Below are 15,907 nucleotides of genomic sequence, written 5' to 3'. Positions count from 1 at the left end.
GCGTAGCGGGCCAAGCTCTTACCTCAGTTTCGCAGAGCGAAAAAAGTAACCGAAATAACGGCTATGCGCGTGCAGGATAATTCCCTTTAATGCCCCCAAGTCGCAGCGCGGAGGAACGCTGCAGCCAGCTATGGGAGAGGCGCGGGCATATGAACCCTTTTGTATTCAACACCACAAAATCCGTCGTATTCGAAAACGGGGCCGCCGAGCGTATCGCCGCGCTGGCAGGCGGGTTGCTGGGCAAGGCGTGCCTGTTGATCACCGACCCCGGTTTGCGCAAACTGAGCCTGTGCGACCCTTGCATCGATGCGCTTGAGAAAGCCGGTCATCAGGTCACCGTCTTCGATGATGTAGAGGCCGACCCCTCGCGCGAGACATTGATGCGCGCGGTAGAGGCAGGGCGCAGCGCGGGTGCGACCGGAGTCATCGGCTTTGGCGGCGGGTCATCGCAGGACGTGGCCAAGCTTGTGGCGCTTTTGCTTGGCTCTGACGAGGATCTGGATGCCGCTTGGGGGGTAGGGCAGGCCAAGGGGCCGCGCCTGCCGCTGGTGTTGGTTCCTACCACCGCTGGCACCGGGTCAGAGGTCACGCCTGTGTCGATCATCACCGTCGGGGCAGAGGAAAAGCGCGGCGTATCCTCGCCCGTGATCCTGCCTGACATGGCCATTCTGGACGCCTCCCTCACCGTCGGTCTGCCCGCGTCGATCACTGCGGCCACAGGCGTTGACGCGATGGTGCACGCGATCGAATCCTATGCCTCGGTCAATGCCAACAACAACCCTGTGTCCAAGCTACTTGCCCGCGAGGCGCTGCGCCTGCTGGGGGCCAATATCGAAACCGTTGTCGCAGATGGCAGCAACCTTGAGGCCCGCGGCGCGATGTTGCTGGGGTCGATGCTGGCGGGGCAAGCCTTTGCCAATGCCCCCGTCGCGGCGGTACACGCGCTGGCCTATCCCATCGGTGGCACCTTCCATATCCCGCACGGGCTGTCCAACGCGCTGGTGCTGCCCCACGTGCTGCGCTTCAACGCGCCCCAAGCGGGCAGTGTCTATGCCGAGATCGCTGCCGATGCCTTCCCCGAACTGGCAGAGGTCGAAGGCGGTCAGGCCCGCACCGCCGCCTTCGTTGATGCGCTGACGGATCTGTCCAGGCGGCTTGGGTTGCCGCCCCGCCTGCGCGATGTCGATATCCCCCGGTCCGCGATCCCCAAGATGGCCGAAGACGCGATGGTGCAGGCCCGTCTGCTTGTGAACAACCCGCGCGAGGTGACACAGGCCGATGCTCAGGCAATCTACGAGGCGGCTTGGTAATGGCCGCCCGCGCACCTGCCGCCACCCGTGCCGATTTCGCGGATTTCTATCCATTGCAGACGCGATGGAACGACAATGACACCTATGGGCATATGAACAACGTCGTGCACTATGCGCTGTTTGACACGGCCGTAAACGGCTGGCTGATCGAACGGGGGCTGCTGGACCCGCAGACCAGCCCCGCCTTCGGGCTCGTCGTGGAAACCGGTTGCCGCTATTTCGGAGAGATGGCCTTCCCCGACCGCGTGACAGCGGGGCTGCGGGTGGCGCAGCTTGGCAAAAGCTCCGTCCGGATGGAGCTGGGCCTGTTCCGGAACGACGAGGAAAACGCCTCTGCCGAAGGGTTCTTTGTGCATGTCTATGTGAACCGCGACGACCACCGCCCGACCGAGATTCCCACCGCGACCCGTACCGCGCTAGAAGGGCTGAAAACCACGGCCTGAGCGTGGCGTAATCCCGCGCGCCCTAGCTTGGCGGTTGCAAATGCTTGGTGTCCACATGTTATACATCCCCGAATCACAGCGTTTTTCTGCGTTGCGGCATTCTGTGTCGCGCGGGATGACGCGTTGAAATTTAACAATAAACCGGAGAAATCTCCCCGTGTCCAAGAAGAAACGTATCGTCGTTAAAATCGGATCCAGCCTGTTGGCCAATGAAGAAAAGCTGACATTGCGCTATGCTTTCATGAACGGTCTCATGGCGGATTTGGGGGACCTTCAGGACCAGGGATACGAGATCATCCTGACCTCGTCAGGCTCGGTCGCGCTTGGCCTGAACATGATCGGGAAACGCCCCGAAGAGGCCGGTATTCTGGACAAGCAAGCGGCGGCGGCCTGTGGTCAGCCCCTGCTGATGAACGCCTACCGTCAGGTTGCGAATGAATACAATTTTGACGTGGCGCAAATGCTGGTGACCGTCGAAGACATGGAAGAGCGTCGCCGCTTTCTGAACATCAAGAACACCATGCTGCGGCTGTTTGAAAACCAGATCTTGCCCATCATCAATGAGAACGATTCCATCGCCACACGCGACCTGAAAGTGGGCGACAATGACCGTCTCTCCGCCAAGGTGGCCCAGATGGTCGAGGCCGATCACCTGATCATCCTGACCAGCGTCGAAGGTCTGTATGACCGTGACCCCTCCGAACCCGGTGCCCAGTTCATCGAGGAAATCGAAGATGTGTCCGAACACCTCGAATCCACCAAAAGCATCAGCGAATTGGGCAGCGGCGGCATGCTGACCAAGATGCTGGCGGCCAATATGGCACAGAACGCCGGTGTCGAGACGATCATCGCCGACGGTATCATCGAACGCCCGATTTCCTCGGTACTGAACAACGAACGCCGCCACACCCGTTGTCTGGCGTCGGGCAAGGCCGCGTCGCCGCTGATGATCTGGCTAAGCAACCGTTTGCAGGTTGCCGGAACGCTGGTCGTCACGGACGAGGCTGTTCGCGCGATCACAGCCAAGGAGCGCGGCTTACAGCGTGATGATCTGGTGTCGATCCAAGGCGAATTCTCCAAAGGTGACGTATTGCACGTCTATGACGAGCAGGGGAACGAGTTCGCCCGCGGGCTGACCAACTTCTCGTCCGAAGAGACGATCCTGATGGCGCGTAACCCCGAGATGGAGATCGAAGACGTCATCGGCTACAAAACCAAAAGCGCGGTTGTGGGGGCGGAAAACATCCTGATCCTCGAAGATCACCACCTGCAGCTCGACGCGCCCGAAGAAGACGACAAGCCCGTCATTTCCCTGTAATTGTCCATTTCACGGCGGGAGATATTTTTCCCGCCGTTTTGCTTTAAACTGGGCTAGACATTTCCCGAGAAAATCGGGATAAGCGCCAAACGCATAGGGGCCAGCGGCCCATGTGCCAGCCGCGTCATCGCGGCCGAGGCGAGTTGGCGGAGTGGTTACGCAGCGGATTGCAAATCCGTGTACAGGAGTTCGATTCTCCTACTCGCCTCCACTATATTTCCCTCTCTAAATTACGTTTCTCACAGGCTGGTCGCGCGTGGCATGCGTCGTGGCTATGGCATCCTCTATGTTTTAACCGTATTATCCGCCAAACACGGAAAATTGCGCCTATTGACCCGACTGGCCGTTGCCCGGCGGGCGGTGATGTGGCATCTCACGAGACAAATAACTGAACGAAAGAGTTTAGCTGATGACAGATTTCACAGCCCGCCGCACCATGATGGTTGATACTCAGGTGCGCCCTTCGGATGTTACCAAGTTCCCGATCATTGATGCGATGCTCAAGGTGGCGCGCGAGGATTTTGTGCCGGTGGCCCGCCGCGAGGCAGCTTATCTGGGCGAAAACATCAGCTTGGGCGAAGGGCGCGTGCTGCTTGAGCCGCGGACGCTGGCCAAGATGCTGGACGATCTTGGGGTCGAGAATGACGAGCTGGTGCTCGATATCGGCTGTGGCTACGGCTATTCCTCTGCCGTGATCGCACATATGGCCGAAGCGGTCGTCGCCGTCGAGGATGACGAGCAGATGGCGAAAGAAGCGCAGGAAACCCTGATCAACGCGGATATCGACAATGTCATCGTGCACCACGGCCCGCTTGCCGAAGGGGCGCAGCAACATGGGCCCTATGATGTAGTAATCGTGCAAGGCGGCGTGGCTGACGTGCCCGAAGCGCTGTTGGCGCAGCTCAAGGATGGCGGGCGGATCGCTTGCCTGTTCATGGACGGCCCCCTGGGCGAGGTGCGTTTGGGCTACAAGAGCGAACGTGGCATCAGCTGGCGCAAAAGTTTCAACGCCGCCGCACCTGTCCTGGACGGGTTTACCCGCGCGAAAGAATTCCAGCTTTAAGCTATCAGAACTGCTGCAGATGACGGCAGATGCAGTGACACCGATGGAGTGTGAAATATGATGAATACGGGCAAGATGCGGTCCGTCCGCAGCATGATCGCGGCGTCCTGCGTCGGTTTGGGGCTGCTGGCACCGATGGCCACACAGGCAGAGACATTGGCCGATGCGCTGGTCGGGGCCTATAACAACTCGGGCCTGCTGGACCAGAACCGCGCCGTGTTGCGTGCCGCAGACGAAGATGTGGCGATCGCGAAATCCGCGCTCAAGCCGGTGCTACAGTGGACGGGAAACCTGACACAATCCTATAACCGGTCGGTCAGCGGGGGCACCAGCACTATCCCGGCGGGTTTCAGAAGCTCTACCGATTCACTGACGACATCGGTGAACCTTGTGGCGTCGCTGTTGGTCTATGACTTCGGGTCGTCGCGCTATTCGATCGAGGCGGCAAAAGAAACCGTGCTTGCCACGCGCGAAACGCTGGTCAGCGCCGAACAGCAGATTCTGCTGCGCGCTGTTGATGCCTATATGACCGTGATCCAGACGCAGCAGCTTGTCTCTCTGGCGGAGAATAACGTGCGGGTTCTGACGCAGGAGTTGCGCGCCGCCCGTGACCGTTTTGAAGTGGGGGAGGTGACCCGCACCGACGTATCGCTGGCTGAAGCAGAACTTGCCGCCGCACGCAGCAATCTTGCCGGTGCGCAGGGCGACTTCATCAGCGCGAAAGCCTATTACAAGGTGGCCGTGGGGCGTGAGCCCGGTCGTCTAAGCCCGCCACCAAGCCTGCCGAAGCTGTCCAACAGCATCGCGACCGCCAAAGCACTGGCGGTGCGGCAGCATCCCGATATCCTGACCGTCCAGCACCAGGTCGCGGCTGCCGATCTGCTGGTACGCAGCAACGAAACCGCGCTGAAGCCCAATGTCTCGGTGCAGGGGTCTTACGGTCTGACCGAGACGTTTGATTCCCAAGCCTCGACACGCAGCGGGTCGATCGGCTTTCAGGTCGGGCAAACGATCTATCAAGGCGGAGCCTTGTCGGCCGGTGTTCGCAAAAGCCAGGCGCAGCGCGACGCACAGCGCGGCAATCTGCATGTTGTGGTTAAAGACGTGGAACGCGCGGTCAGCGATGCCTATGCGGGGCTTGCCTCCGCCCGGGCGCAGATCGAAGCCTCCCAGCGTCAGGTTCGCGCCGCACAGATCGCCTTTGACGGTATCCGCGAGGAAGCCAGCCTTGGCGCGCGCACTACACTTGATGTGCTGGACGCAGAGCAATCCTTGCTCGACGCCCGTTCTGCCCGTGTGTCAGCGCAATCGCAGCTTTATGTTGCGGCCTATTCCGTGCTCTCCGCGACGGGTCAGCTGACCGCGCAGGACCTGAAACTGCCGGTGCAGATCTATGACCCATCCGCCTATTACAATATGGTCAAGGACGGCCCGACAAAATACTCCAAAGAGGGGAAGCAGTTGGATCGTGTGCTGAAGGCGCTGCAAAAAGACTGACATTTTCACCACCCCCATTGTGAGAAGCCAACCTTCGGGTTAGACTATTCGCGAAGAACGAGTGGTGATTAAATATGTCCGAAACCGTCACAAATGCAGAGGTCGAAGACGTTCTGTCTTCGATCCGCCGTCTGGTCTCAGAGGATCGCAAACCGGCGCAGAAGCCGTCGGAAGCGCCTGCGATTGAAGAGAAACTTGTGCTGACGCCGTCCTTGCGCGTGTCGAATGACGCGCCTGTGGCCGCCCCTCGGAAAGAGGCGACGCCAGAGGCGGTTCAGCCCCGGTCGGCGTCCTATCAGGATGCGATGCAGGACATGGATGCGGACGTTGAGACGGGCGAGGCGGCGGATTTGTCCGCCTCGGATCGCAATCAAGTTGCCGAAGATTTTAAGTTTATTTCCGGCCGCGAACCGCGTTTTCGCGCCCAGTTTGCTACGCCCGCAGGGGATGGCAAGCCGCAGGATACGACCGAGCCGCCGCGCAAGTTGGCCTTTAGCGCGCCACGTGCCGCGGCATACTCCACCGATATGCTCAACCTTGGCTCTTCCGAGCTGGTCGATGACGTGCCACCGACGCCGGACCGGTTGAGCGCGAAAATCGCTGCCCTCGAAACAGCGATCAGCCGCATTCCCGAAAACTGGGAACCTGACGAGCCCGGCAAAAGCGATTACTCCGGCAGCGAAGACCCCGCGATGGCCTGGGAAGACGACGTTGAATTCGACGCCACCGGCGCGCCTGTGTCCGATGTCACCCAAAACGATGCGGAAGAGGCCCTGCTGGACAAGGATTTGGGGTGGCACGATGCTGTCAAGTCCCATGCACCCCAAGAGCGTGCCGAACCCCAAGATCGTGTTGTGGACGGCCCCTTTGCCACCCGTGTGACCGCAGCAGATGCGACTGTGACCGATACCACCGACGCCCCTGCCGAAACGGCGCAGGATGATGATGCGACGCTTGGTTTCGGGCCGGATGAATATCTGGACGAAGAGATGTTGCGTGATCTGGTGTCCGAAATCGTCCGCACAGAGCTGCAGGGGGCCTTGGGTGAACGGATCACCCGCAACGTCCGCAAACTGGTGCGCCGTGAAATTCACCGCGCCCTGACGTCGCAAGATCTGGAATAAAGAGCTTTTGGCGCGAACGCGCATCTTAGTGGATAAAGGGGCAGGGCGTCACGCAAGCCCCTTGCCAGATGTGTTGCAGATCAGGCCAAGACGCCGCCGCCGCAACGTCCGCTTCGAGCCCGTAGTATCCGTTACCTTAACACTGTGCTATTGGTCAGCATGATCCGAAATCTTCAGAGACTCATCGAGCGCCAGATACAGAAGGCGAAGCTACAAGGTCAGCTTAAAGGTCTTGAAGGCGAAGGCAAACCACTGCCTGATCGCTCAGCAGATGCTTTTGTGGATGCGGGAGAAGCTGCGGGGTTCCGGATTATGGCTCAAGCCGGTGTCGTGCCCGAAGAAATCGAACTCAAAAAGAAGATGGCTGCGCATCAGAGCCATCTTGCCACGCTTGCGAACGGGCCTGAACGGAAGGAAGCGATGGCTGAACTCGCTCGCCTTGAACTGCGATACAATATCGCTCGTGAAGCTCGCCAGAAGTTCATGCGCAGATAAATTCTACTACCCAGCTTTTTTGGAAAGCAGCGCGAGCACTTTTCCTGATCGCGCACCCTCAGCGAACGCCAGCTTCGTCGCTACAACCTAGATTCAAGAACCCAGCACTCTCGCAGAAATCCGCCACTATCGGGGCTTTACCGTTTCGGCGCAACGCATCAGGTAGGGGGCTCGGGTGTCACACCTTGCCCTTTATCGCATCAAGCGGGCGAAACGCTTTCCGGCAGAACACAATCGCATTTAGCCAAAAAAAACGCGGCCCGTGAGCCGCGTCTTTTTGTTCAAACTTTTGGCAGTCTTCAGGCAGCTTCAGCCTGTTGTGCAGCGTGGCGACGCTCGGACTCTTCGCGGGACAGGGCGACAGAGGTACGGACACCTTTGCCAACAAAGTCCATCAGACCTTCGACAACACGCTCGTTGGGGTCGATGCCCGCGCAGCTCAATACTTCGCGGCCATCGCGGGAGCGGGCCCAACGGGCAATCTGTTCAGGACCGTTGCCGTATTTCTTGTCATCGGCAATCGCATCGTCCAATGCAGCCAGTACCACAGCTGCGAAAAGTTTGCGGGCACGGTTACCTTGTTCATTGTTAAAGGCAGTGCCATCAACGAAATCTTTCATCTCGTCGTCCTTTCTATTATTCTTGCTCTTGTCATTTAGGCGTGGGGTTCCTTATGACCGAAAGAGCTCGATTCGGATACACCTTTATTGCATAACACTCATGCATTTACTGCATGGCTTTCGCGGTTGCAGCATCGGGTGCGCTGTCTTGCGGGGGTCGACGTTGATATATATAGGTCGGTCCAATCTCTCTTCAACTTCATTGCTATGGTGCTGATACATGCCAAAGATTAACGGGAACGAAATTCGGCCAGGAAATGTGCTCGAGCATAACGGTGGTCTCTGGGCAGCGGTCAAGGTCGATCATGTCAAACCGGGCAAGGGCGGCGCCTTTGCTCAGGTCGAAATGCGCAACCTGCGCAACGGGTCGAAACTGAACGAACGCTTCCGCAGCGCCGACAAGGTTGAAAAGGTCCGGCTAGAGCAAAAAGACCAACAATTCCTGTATGAAGACGCAGGTATGCTGGTTCTGATGGACACCGAAACATACGAGCAAGTGCAGCTTTCAGCCGAGCTTCTGGGAGAGCGTCGCCCCTTCTTGCAGGACGGTATGATGGTCGTGGTCGAGTATCACGAAGAAGAGGCGCTGAACGCGTCCTTGCCACAAAAAGTAACCTGTAAAATTGTCGAAACTGAACCGGTCGTCAAAGGCCAGACAGCGGCGAATTCCTTCAAGCCAGCGGTGCTTGATAACGGCGTCAAAGTGATGGTGCCGCCCTTCGTCGGACAGGACGAAGAGATCATCGTGAACACCGAAACGATGGAATATTCCGAACGCGCGTAAGCTGTGGTGTGACGCTACGTCATAGCTTCGCTGCAGTGCAGAGCCCCGGTGAATGCCGGGGCTCTTTTGCGTTGCGGGGCTGCGGGGTATCGGATTTGGGAGCCTCAAAACTCCCCAATCACGGGTATTTGTTGCCGATATGCAACTTTTCCGACGGGCTGCGCACGCTGTCATCTTGGCCTGCCTAATATTTGCGCAGGGCCGTTGCGGGGCCTTAGCCGTCCGTCACCATGGTCACCGTGGCATCCCCCGCCTGCATCGCCGCCTTGGCGCGGTCATACCGCAGATAGGCCAGTGCATGGGTGCCGGTGCGGGTAAAGATCGTACCAGCAGGTTTGCCATCGGCGGTGATGTCCGTGCCGGGTTCTACCGGCGCACTGATCTCGACCTGGGCCAAGCCTTTGCGCAGTTCGGTCTTGTGCTTCATGCGGGCCGTTACCTCTTGTCCGACATAGCAGCCCTTGCGAAAATCCACGCCGTTCAGCCGCTCGAACCCCATTTCGAGGATGAAGCTGTCCGGGGTAAGCTCTGCCCCGGTTTCGGGGATCATATAGGTCACCCGCAGCGCGTCCCAATCGGTGGTGTCATCGGTTTGCGGCGTGTTGCGATAGGCGCGCCAGCCCATGCGGGCATCGCGGGGGTCGCTATAGGCATCGTCCGGTGCGCTCTCTAGCCCGCGGTGCAGATGCAGGCCGGTCGCGTCTATCGTGACATCAGCCCGCAGCTTGTACATGGTCAGACGTTGCACCAGCGCGTCGGCATCCGCCTCGGCCACGTCCAGCAAAACGCTGTCCCCGTCGGCGGACAGGAAGAAATCGGTGATGAATTTGCCTTGGGGCGTCAGGATCGCGGCATAGATCGGGGCCTGATCCAGCTTGCGGATATCGTTGGTCACAAGGCCCTGCAGAAACTCGCGGGTGTCGGGGCCTGACAGTCTGAGGATGCGGCGGCTGGTCATATCGCTTGTCCTTTCAATGGTTAACATGACATATAGCAGCGCAGTTCGAAGCTGAAAGGGGCAACCATGCGCGCGCCTATATCTGTTGTCATTCCGACCTTGAATGCCGAAGCGCCCCTGACCGGTTGCCTAACCGCCCTGATGGAGGGGCTGGAGGCGGGGCTCATCCGCGAGCTGATCATCAGCGACGGGGGATCAACCGACATGACCCTGACATTGGCAGAAGCATGGGGCGCAGAGATCGTCAGCGGTCCGGCATCGCGGGGCGGACAGTTGCGGCGCGGCTGTGCGAAAGCGCAATCCGACTGGCTGCTGGTATTACACGCCGATACGCGGCTGGCACCGGGGTGGACGGGGCCCGTCACCGCGCATCTGCAGGGGCAGAAAGCGGGCTGGTGCCAGCTTCAATTTGACCAAGGCGGCATGGCCGGCAAAGCGGTGGCCGCTTGGGCGAACCTGCGTAGCCGTTTGGGGCTTCCCTATGGGGATCAGGGGCTGCTGCTGCCACGTGCGCTGTATCAATCGGTTGGTGGGTATCCTGATCAGCCGCTGATGGAGGATGTAGCGCTGGCGCGTGCCCTGCGCGGCCATCTGCTGGGGCTGGAGGTCACCGCGGTGACGTCGGCCGACAAATACGCGCGGCAGGGCTGGTTGCGTCGCGGGGCGCGTAACCTATGGACATTGATCCGCTATTTCGCAGGGGTGGCCCCGGCCAAGCTGGCCGAGGGCTATGCCAAGTGACCCGCGTGCCGGGTGTTGGCCTAGTTGCCGAACAGCCGGAGCCCGATACGTTGCAGCAGGTTCGGCTCGACAGGTTTGAGGCCGCGTTCCATGCGCCGCATCGCCGCTAGATTGCGCCCGTCGCTGACGGTTTTTCCATCCTCGAACTGAAGCCGATAGAGATCGGCATAAATGCCGCCACGGGCCAGAAGGTCTTCGTGTTTGCCTTCGTCCATGACGCGACCACGGTCCATCACAACGATCTTATCCGCGCCGCGGATGGTAGACAGACGGTGGGCGATGACCAAGGTGGTGCGCCCCTGCGAGAGACGGTCCAGCGCTTGCTGCACGACTTTCTCTGACTGCGCGTCCAGCGCGCTGGTGGCTTCGTCCAACAGCAGGATCGGCGTGTTGCGCAGCAGGGCGCGGGCGATCACGACACGTTGGCGCTGCCCCCCCGACAGGGCAGAGCCGCGCGGGCCGACGCGGGTTTCAAGCCCGCGTTCAAGTTTGGGCAAAAAGTCCGACACATGCGCCGCATCCAGCGCGCGCTGCAGCTCTTCGTCAGATACATTCTCGCGGCCCAATACGATATTCTCGCGCAGGGTTTCATCAAACAAAAGCGCCTCTTGCGTCACGACAGAGAACAAGCCGCGCAGCGCGGGGATGTCCATCTCTGTCAGGGGGACGCCCGCGATGCTGACGTTGCCCTCTTGCGGGTCGATCAGACGGGTCAGCAGGTTGAATATCGTCGATTTCCCCGCGCCAGATGCGCCGACGAGCGCCGTCGTCTCGCCTGCCGCCGCATGCAGCGTGAGATTGTCCAGCACCTTGGCATCCCCGTAAGACAGGCTCACCCCTTCAAGCGCGATATGCGGTGGGGTGGTGGGCACAGGCGTGGGTTTGGCGGGCGAGGTGAGGTGTACCGGCTCGTCCATCAGCTCTTTCAGACGTTCCAGCGCGGCAGCAGCCGTCTGCCACAACCCGCTGATCGCCCCCAGACGGCGCAGCGGGTTAAAGGTGAACCCCATCGCGGTAAAGAAGGTCATGAACTGACCGATGGTTTTCTCGCCCTCGATGATTTCGTTGCCGCCATAAAGGATCACGGCCATGAACCCGAGGCCCGAGATGATGTCGATCATCCCCGGAATGGCCGAGTTCCCGAAAGAGGCACGTACCTCGGTACGGATATAGGTTCTGGTCAGGTCGCGGTATTGCTTGGCCTGATACTTCTCAAGCGCGTTGAGCTTAATTTGCACGATGCCGTGGAAAACCTCGTCCAGCCGTGTCGACAGGGTCGCGCCCAGATCCCGTGCCTCGCGCGACCGCGCGCGCACAAAGCGCTGCGCCAATGCTGCGGGCATGACCATCAGGGGCAAGCCAATGCAGGCCAGCAGCGCCCAGACCGGGTCGATAGAGATCGCGACGCCGAGCAACACGATCAGCCCGATCAAGTCGCGACCGGCACCGGTGATCACCGCCTGCCATACCGACCCGATGGCATTCACATCCGATTGCACGCGCTGGATCAGAAAACCCGGGGGGTTTTGTTGGTGAAAGGCCCCGTCTTGCACCATCATCCGGTCCAGCAGATCGATCCGCATATCAGCCGCCGACTTCTGCTTGATGCGTGTCAGCAGCACCTTTTGCACCACACCCGACACGGCGCGCAGGACGAAAATGCCCACCAGCATCAGACCAACCCACAGCAATGCGCCTTTCTCACCAGCGACGAAGACCTGATCGAACATCGGCTGCATCAGCTTTGCCAACCCGCCCATGGTCGAGGCCTCGATCGACATGAAGATGATCGCGACAAGCAACACCCACATATGCTTTTTCAGATAGTCGCGCCAAAGCCAGGTCAGCAGTTCGCGCGAGGTATAGGTCACATCACTCATATAAAGGCCGGTTCCTTTGGGCATATACAGCTACGGGTTTACGCAGCCCTTGGGGGCAGGGCAAGCTGCCTGCGCGCTTTGTGTGATTGACGCGGCGCTGGCTGCGGATAAGTTGCAAGAGATTTTTCCTGCTGAAGGGCCCCCGTGTCATGCCGAAACTTCCCAACCTGTCACAAGGGCGCGGCTACCTCGCGATCCCCGGTCCGTCGGTCATGCCCGAGGCTGTGTTGAACGCGATGCACCGTCCGGCCCCCAATATCTATGCCGGTGAGATCGTCGATATGATGCCGCCGTTGATGGAAGATCTGCGCCGTATCGCGGGCACGCAGCATCATGTGGCGATGTATATTGGCAACGGCCACGCCGCCTGGGAGGCATCGCTTAGCAATGTCGTAGCCCCCGGTGACAAGGTGCTGGTGCCCGCGACAGGACGGTTCGGTCACGGCTGGGGCGATGCCGCCACGGGGATCGGGGCAGACGTCGAGGTGATGGATTTCGGCCTGCAATCCACAATGGACATCGACCGGATCGCCGATCGTCTTGAGGCGGACACCAACCACGAGATCAAAGCCGTGCTGGCTGTGCATGTGGATACCTCGACCTCGGTGGTCAATGACATCGCCGGTCTGCGCGCGGCGCTGGATGCGGCGGATCACCCCGCGCTGCTGATGGTGGATTGTATCGCGTCCTTCGCCTGTGACCGCTTCGAGATGGACAATTGGGGGGGCGATGTCATGGTCACCGCCTGCCAGAAGGGGCTGATGGTCCCGCCCGGCGTGAGCTTTGTCTTTTTCAACGACCGTGCGGCTGCGGTGCGCGATGCGATGCCACGGGTCAGCCGTTTCTGGGACTGGATCCCGCGCGCCAATCCCGAGGAGTTCTACCAGTACCACTGCGGCACGGCCCCCACGCACCATATCTACGGCCTGCGCGCGGCGCTGGATATGATCCACGACGAGGGGCTGGAGGCCGTCTGGCAGCGTCACGAGACCTTGGCGCACGCGGTGTGGGCGGCCTGTGACGCGTGGGGGGCAGAGGGCGATCTTTCCCTGAACATCGCCGATCCCGCTTTGCGCAGCCATGCGGTGACAGCGCTGCGGCTCAAGGCCCCACAAGCGACAGAGCTGCGCGACTGGGTCGAAGGCAACATCGGCCTGACCCTCGGCATCGGTCTGGGCATGGCCCCCAAGGGCAGCCCCGAAAGCCACGGTTTCTTCCGTCTGGGCCACATGGGGCACGTGAACGGTCAGATGATCATGGGGATGCTCGGCGGGATAGAGGCCGGGATGTCCGCACTCGGGATCAAACGCGGCTCCGGCGCGCTAGAGGCGGCGGCGAAGGTGATCGGCGGGGCCTAGCCCCGTCGCGCGGCTATGCGATCGATCATGGCATTGACGGCCCAGCCCGACAGCACCACCGCCAACAAGCCCCATAGCGCCCAGATCACAACGAATAGCCACAGGATATTGACGCCGAACATCACGACACAGGCGCTGGTATAGTTAGGGGCCGATTGGCCGCGGTCGGAAGAGCGCATGATGCCACCTCGCAACTGGATCATGGCCCAGCATAGGCGGGATATGCGCTACGTCAGCCTTTTTTCGCATCCTCAAGGGCACCCGGCAACGCCGCGGCAAAGGCATCAAGGTTTTCTGCCGTGCCGCAGCTGACACGAATACAGCGGTTCTGCGGCGCAGCGAAGGGCATGCGCACAAAGACGCCGCGCGCCACCAAACCGTCCAGCACCGCCTTGGCAAAGCTGCCGTCCGCCCCGCAATCAATCGCCACGAAATTCGCGGCAGAGGGAAGGGCGATCAACCCGTTATCCGCAGCGATCTGCGCAATCCGGTCCCGCGCCTCAGCGATTCGAGCCTGCACATGGGCCAGCCAGTCGCTGTCCTGCAAGGCCGCAAGCGCCCCGGCCTGGGCCGCGCGGTTCATCCCGAAATGGTTGCGCACCTTCCCAAAGGCTGTGATCAGATCCGGTGCGCCGATGGCATAGCCGACCCGCGCCCCCGCCAGACCATGGGCCTTGGAGAAGGTCCGCATCCGGATCAGACGCGGGTCATCGGCGACAAGATCGGGGGCGGTGCCCTCGGGGGCGCAATCGATATAGGCCTCGTCCAGCACCAGCAGACAGCCCTTCGGCAATGCCTCTAGCGCGCTGGAAATGACGGGCCCTTCATGCCAGCTGCCCATGGGGTTGTCGGGATTCGCCAGATAGACCAGCTTGGCATCTACCTCGGCAGCTTTGGCAAATAGGGCCGCAGGATCCTCGTGATCACCGGCATAGGGCACCTTATGCAGCACACCGCCAAAGCCTGCCACGTGATAATTGAATGTCGGATAGGCCCCGTCCGAGGTCACGACCGCGTCCCCCTCCGTCACCATGAGCCGCACCAGATAGCCCAGCAACCCGTCGATCCCTTCGCCCACGATGATGTTGGCGGGCGAGATACCATGATGCGCCGCAAGTGCTGCACGCAGGTCGTGGCTTTCCGGGTCGCCGTACATCCACTGCTGGGCCTGCGCCATCGCCTCTATCGCGCGGGGAGAGGGGCCAAAGACGTTCTCGTTCGCCCCCAACCGCGCATCAAAGGCGCGCCCCATGGCGCGCTCCTGCGTTTCGGGGCCGACAAAGGGCACGGTAGAGGGCAGGGCGTCGGCAAGCGGGGTGAGGCGATACTGTGTCATGGGGATCAGCTACTGCATCTGCCATGCTTCGGGCAAGTGACATCAGCATGCCCGCGCGCGGTTTTGGGTGCCGTAGCGTTTCGCTTTGCAACACGCGGGCTTCGTGCCCAAACTCACGAAAATTCAAGGAGGACCCAATGAGCCGCGTTTCCGTTACCTATGACAATCACATCGCCCATGTGCGCCTGACCCGCGCCGATAAAATGAACGCCGTTGATCAGGATATGATCGACGCCGTAATCGCCGCCGGGAACGAGGTCGCTGCATCGAACGCGCGTGCCGTCGTGATCTCGGGCGAGGGCCGGGCGTTCTGTGCAGGCATCGACATCGGCAATATGGGGGCGCTGGCGGGCGGCGACCCGACGGAACGGATGATGACGCGCACCCATGGCGACGGCACCACCAACCAGTGGCAAGAGGTCGCGATGGTCTGGACCCGCGTCGGCGTGCCAGTGATCGCGGCGCTGCATGGCAAGACCTACGGCGCGGGCCTGCAGCTCGCGCTCGGGGCCGATATCCGCATCGCGGCCCCTGATACCGAAATGGCGGTAATGGAGATGAAATGGGGCATCGTCCCGGACATGGGCGGCATGGTCCTGCTGCCCAAACTGGTGCGCGGCGACGTGCTTCGCCTGATGACCTATACCGCCCAACCCATCGGGGCAGAGCAAGCCGAACGCTGGGGGCTAATCACCCAGATCGCCGAAGACCCGCTGGCCGCCGCGATGGCGCTTGCCACCACCATCGCGGGCAAAAGCCCAAGCGCCATCAAGGCCGCCAAACGTCTGACCGCCTTGGCAGAGACGGGAACCGAAACAAAGGTTTTGCGCGCGGAATCCCGTGAACAGGCGGCGCTGCTGGGACGCCCGCACCAAATGGAAGTCATCGCCGCCGAGTTCGGCAAACGCCCCGCGGTCTTCAAAGACTAGCGCCGCAAAAAAGTCAGCCCCGCCTGATCGCTCAGACGGGGCCTTCCAAAT

The 15,907-nt window shown here is 60.7% G+C and carries 16 protein-coding genes and 1 tRNA gene; 12 read left to right on the top strand and 5 right to left on the bottom strand.

Going from position 1 to position 15,907, the window contains the following annotated elements; translation table 11 throughout:
• The first annotated feature begins 149 nt into the window (after positions 1–149).
• The 8 genes from ABM428_RS12225 to ABM428_RS12190 all read left to right on the top strand — a co-directional run bounded on the left by ABM428_RS12225 (position 150) and on the right by ABM428_RS12190 (position 7,250).
• Positions 150–1,310, top strand: coding sequence for an iron-containing alcohol dehydrogenase (locus ABM428_RS12225; RefSeq protein ID WP_353627978.1), 1,161 nt, complete (start codon positions 150–152; stop codon positions 1,308–1,310).
• Positions 1,310–1,753 carry a thioesterase family protein gene (locus ABM428_RS12220; RefSeq protein WP_005849361.1) on the top strand — a complete coding sequence of 148 codons (444 nt, stop codon included), beginning with the start codon at positions 1,310–1,312 and terminating at the stop codon, positions 1,751–1,753. Before ABM428_RS12225 ends, ABM428_RS12220 begins: the two co-directional genes overlap by 1 nt.
• 157 nt (positions 1,754–1,910) lie before the next feature.
• Complete coding sequence (gene proB / locus ABM428_RS12215) at positions 1,911–3,071, top strand: glutamate 5-kinase (protein ID WP_009825097.1); 1,161 nt, start codon at positions 1,911–1,913, stop codon at positions 3,069–3,071.
• Positions 3,072–3,208: 137 nt separating this feature from the next.
• A tRNA-Cys gene (locus tag ABM428_RS12210) sits at positions 3,209–3,282 on the top strand.
• 198 nt (positions 3,283–3,480) lie between these two features.
• Entirely contained in the window at positions 3,481–4,134 is a 654-nt protein-coding gene (locus tag ABM428_RS12205; protein WP_005849328.1) for a protein-L-isoaspartate O-methyltransferase, read from the top strand.
• 57 nt (positions 4,135–4,191) lie between these two features.
• Positions 4,192–5,631 carry a TolC family outer membrane protein gene (locus tag ABM428_RS12200; RefSeq protein WP_132997415.1) on the top strand — a complete coding sequence of 480 codons (1,440 nt, stop codon included), beginning with the start codon at positions 4,192–4,194 and terminating at the stop codon, positions 5,629–5,631.
• A 74-nt stretch (positions 5,632–5,705) separates the two neighbouring features.
• Entirely contained in the window at positions 5,706–6,755 is a 1,050-nt protein-coding gene (locus ABM428_RS12195) for a hypothetical protein (protein WP_132997414.1), read from the top strand.
• Between the two features lie 159 nt (positions 6,756–6,914).
• Positions 6,915–7,250: a DUF1992 domain-containing protein gene (locus tag ABM428_RS12190; RefSeq protein ID WP_037945089.1), complete on the top strand. Its 336-nt coding sequence runs from the start codon at positions 6,915–6,917 to the stop codon at positions 7,248–7,250.
• Positions 7,251–7,549: 299 nt separating this feature from the next.
• On the opposite strand, the gene ABM428_RS12185 is transcribed toward ABM428_RS12190, so the two are convergent.
• A complete protein-coding gene (locus tag ABM428_RS12185; protein WP_005849321.1) occupies positions 7,550–7,870 on the bottom strand; it encodes a DUF6280 family protein in 321 nt (106 codons plus the stop codon).
• A gap of 220 nt (positions 7,871–8,090) precedes the next feature.
• Between ABM428_RS12185 and efp the strand changes: the two genes are divergently transcribed.
• The gene (gene efp, locus ABM428_RS12180; protein ID WP_009825091.1) at positions 8,091–8,654 is read left to right on the top strand and encodes an elongation factor P; all 564 of its coding nucleotides are present in this window, start codon (positions 8,091–8,093) and stop codon (positions 8,652–8,654) included.
• A gap of 214 nt (positions 8,655–8,868) precedes the next feature.
• On the opposite strand, the gene ABM428_RS12175 is transcribed toward efp, so the two are convergent.
• The gene (locus ABM428_RS12175) at positions 8,869–9,612 is read right to left on the bottom strand and encodes a folate-binding protein YgfZ (protein ID WP_132997413.1); all 744 of its coding nucleotides are present in this window, start codon (positions 9,610–9,612) and stop codon (positions 8,869–8,871) included.
• 66 nt (positions 9,613–9,678) lie between these two features.
• Between ABM428_RS12175 and ABM428_RS12170 the strand changes: the two genes are divergently transcribed.
• A complete protein-coding gene (locus ABM428_RS12170) occupies positions 9,679–10,353 on the top strand; it encodes a TIGR04283 family arsenosugar biosynthesis glycosyltransferase (RefSeq protein WP_132997412.1) in 675 nt (224 codons plus the stop codon).
• Between the two features lie 20 nt (positions 10,354–10,373).
• Here the strand turns inward: ABM428_RS12170 and ABM428_RS12165 are convergent, their stop codons facing one another.
• Positions 10,374–12,233 (bottom strand): ABC transporter ATP-binding protein, encoded by a 1,860-nt coding sequence (locus ABM428_RS12165; protein WP_132997411.1) that lies wholly within the window; start codon positions 12,231–12,233, stop codon positions 10,374–10,376.
• A gap of 149 nt (positions 12,234–12,382) precedes the next feature.
• On the opposite strand from ABM428_RS12165, the gene ABM428_RS12160 reads away from it, so the two are divergent.
• Positions 12,383–13,591, top strand: coding sequence for an aminotransferase class V-fold PLP-dependent enzyme (locus ABM428_RS12160; RefSeq protein ID WP_353627977.1), 1,209 nt, complete (start codon positions 12,383–12,385; stop codon positions 13,589–13,591).
• Here ABM428_RS12160 and ABM428_RS12155 read toward each other — a convergent pair.
• Positions 13,588–13,770, bottom strand: coding sequence for a hypothetical protein (locus ABM428_RS12155; protein ID WP_353627976.1), 183 nt, complete (start codon positions 13,768–13,770; stop codon positions 13,588–13,590). The genes ABM428_RS12160 and ABM428_RS12155 overlap by 4 nt on opposite strands.
• Positions 13,771–13,823: 53 nt before the next feature.
• Positions 13,824–14,927 (bottom strand): pyridoxal phosphate-dependent aminotransferase, encoded by a 1,104-nt coding sequence (locus ABM428_RS12150; RefSeq protein ID WP_353627975.1) that lies wholly within the window; start codon positions 14,925–14,927, stop codon positions 13,824–13,826.
• Between the two features lie 137 nt (positions 14,928–15,064).
• Here ABM428_RS12150 and ABM428_RS12145 point away from each other — a divergent pair, with 137 nt between their 5' ends.
• Positions 15,065–15,856: a crotonase/enoyl-CoA hydratase family protein gene (locus ABM428_RS12145; RefSeq protein WP_353627974.1), complete on the top strand. Its 792-nt coding sequence runs from the start codon at positions 15,065–15,067 to the stop codon at positions 15,854–15,856.
• Positions 15,857–15,907: the final 51 nt, after the last annotated feature.

It is taken from the genome of Sulfitobacter sp. TCYB15, assembly GCF_040435955.1.
Classification (GTDB): Bacteria; Pseudomonadota; Alphaproteobacteria; order Rhodobacterales; family Rhodobacteraceae; genus Sulfitobacter; species Sulfitobacter pontiacus.
This window is presented reverse-complemented; position numbering and strand designations above follow the sequence as displayed.

What these genes read in the sequence shown, in the direction of transcription:
- ABM428_RS12170 (WP_132997412.1), top strand. Translation starts at nt 9,679, where the DNA reads ATGCGCGCGCCTATATCTGTTGTCATTCCGACCTTGAATGCCGAAGCG.
- efp (WP_009825091.1), top strand. Translation starts at nt 8,091, where the DNA reads ATGCCAAAGATTAACGGGAACGAAATTCGGCCAGGAAATGTGCTCGAG.
- ABM428_RS12190 (WP_037945089.1), top strand. Translation starts at nt 6,915, where the DNA reads ATGATCCGAAATCTTCAGAGACTCATCGAGCGCCAGATACAGAAGGCG.
- ABM428_RS12200 (WP_132997415.1), top strand. Translation starts at nt 4,192, where the DNA reads ATGATGAATACGGGCAAGATGCGGTCCGTCCGCAGCATGATCGCGGCG.
- ABM428_RS12145 (WP_353627974.1), top strand. Translation starts at nt 15,065, where the DNA reads ATGAGCCGCGTTTCCGTTACCTATGACAATCACATCGCCCATGTGCGC.
- ABM428_RS12225 (WP_353627978.1), top strand. Translation starts at nt 150, where the DNA reads ATGAACCCTTTTGTATTCAACACCACAAAATCCGTCGTATTCGAAAAC.
- ABM428_RS12220 (WP_005849361.1), top strand. Translation starts at nt 1,310, where the DNA reads ATGGCCGCCCGCGCACCTGCCGCCACCCGTGCCGATTTCGCGGATTTC.
- ABM428_RS12195 (WP_132997414.1), top strand. Translation starts at nt 5,706, where the DNA reads ATGTCCGAAACCGTCACAAATGCAGAGGTCGAAGACGTTCTGTCTTCG.
- ABM428_RS12175 (WP_132997413.1), bottom strand. Translation starts at nt 9,612, where the DNA reads ATGACCAGCCGCCGCATCCTCAGACTGTCAGGCCCCGACACCCGCGAG.
- ABM428_RS12205 (WP_005849328.1), top strand. Translation starts at nt 3,481, where the DNA reads ATGACAGATTTCACAGCCCGCCGCACCATGATGGTTGATACTCAGGTG.
- ABM428_RS12150 (WP_353627975.1), bottom strand. Translation starts at nt 14,927, where the DNA reads ATGACACAGTATCGCCTCACCCCGCTTGCCGACGCCCTGCCCTCTACC.
- ABM428_RS12160 (WP_353627977.1), top strand. Translation starts at nt 12,383, where the DNA reads ATGCCGAAACTTCCCAACCTGTCACAAGGGCGCGGCTACCTCGCGATC.
- ABM428_RS12185 (WP_005849321.1), bottom strand. Translation starts at nt 7,870, where the DNA reads ATGAAAGATTTCGTTGATGGCACTGCCTTTAACAATGAACAAGGTAAC.
- ABM428_RS12155 (WP_353627976.1), bottom strand. Translation starts at nt 13,770, where the DNA reads ATGCGCTCTTCCGACCGCGGCCAATCGGCCCCTAACTATACCAGCGCC.
- ABM428_RS12165 (WP_132997411.1), bottom strand. Translation starts at nt 12,233, where the DNA reads ATGAGTGATGTGACCTATACCTCGCGCGAACTGCTGACCTGGCTTTGG.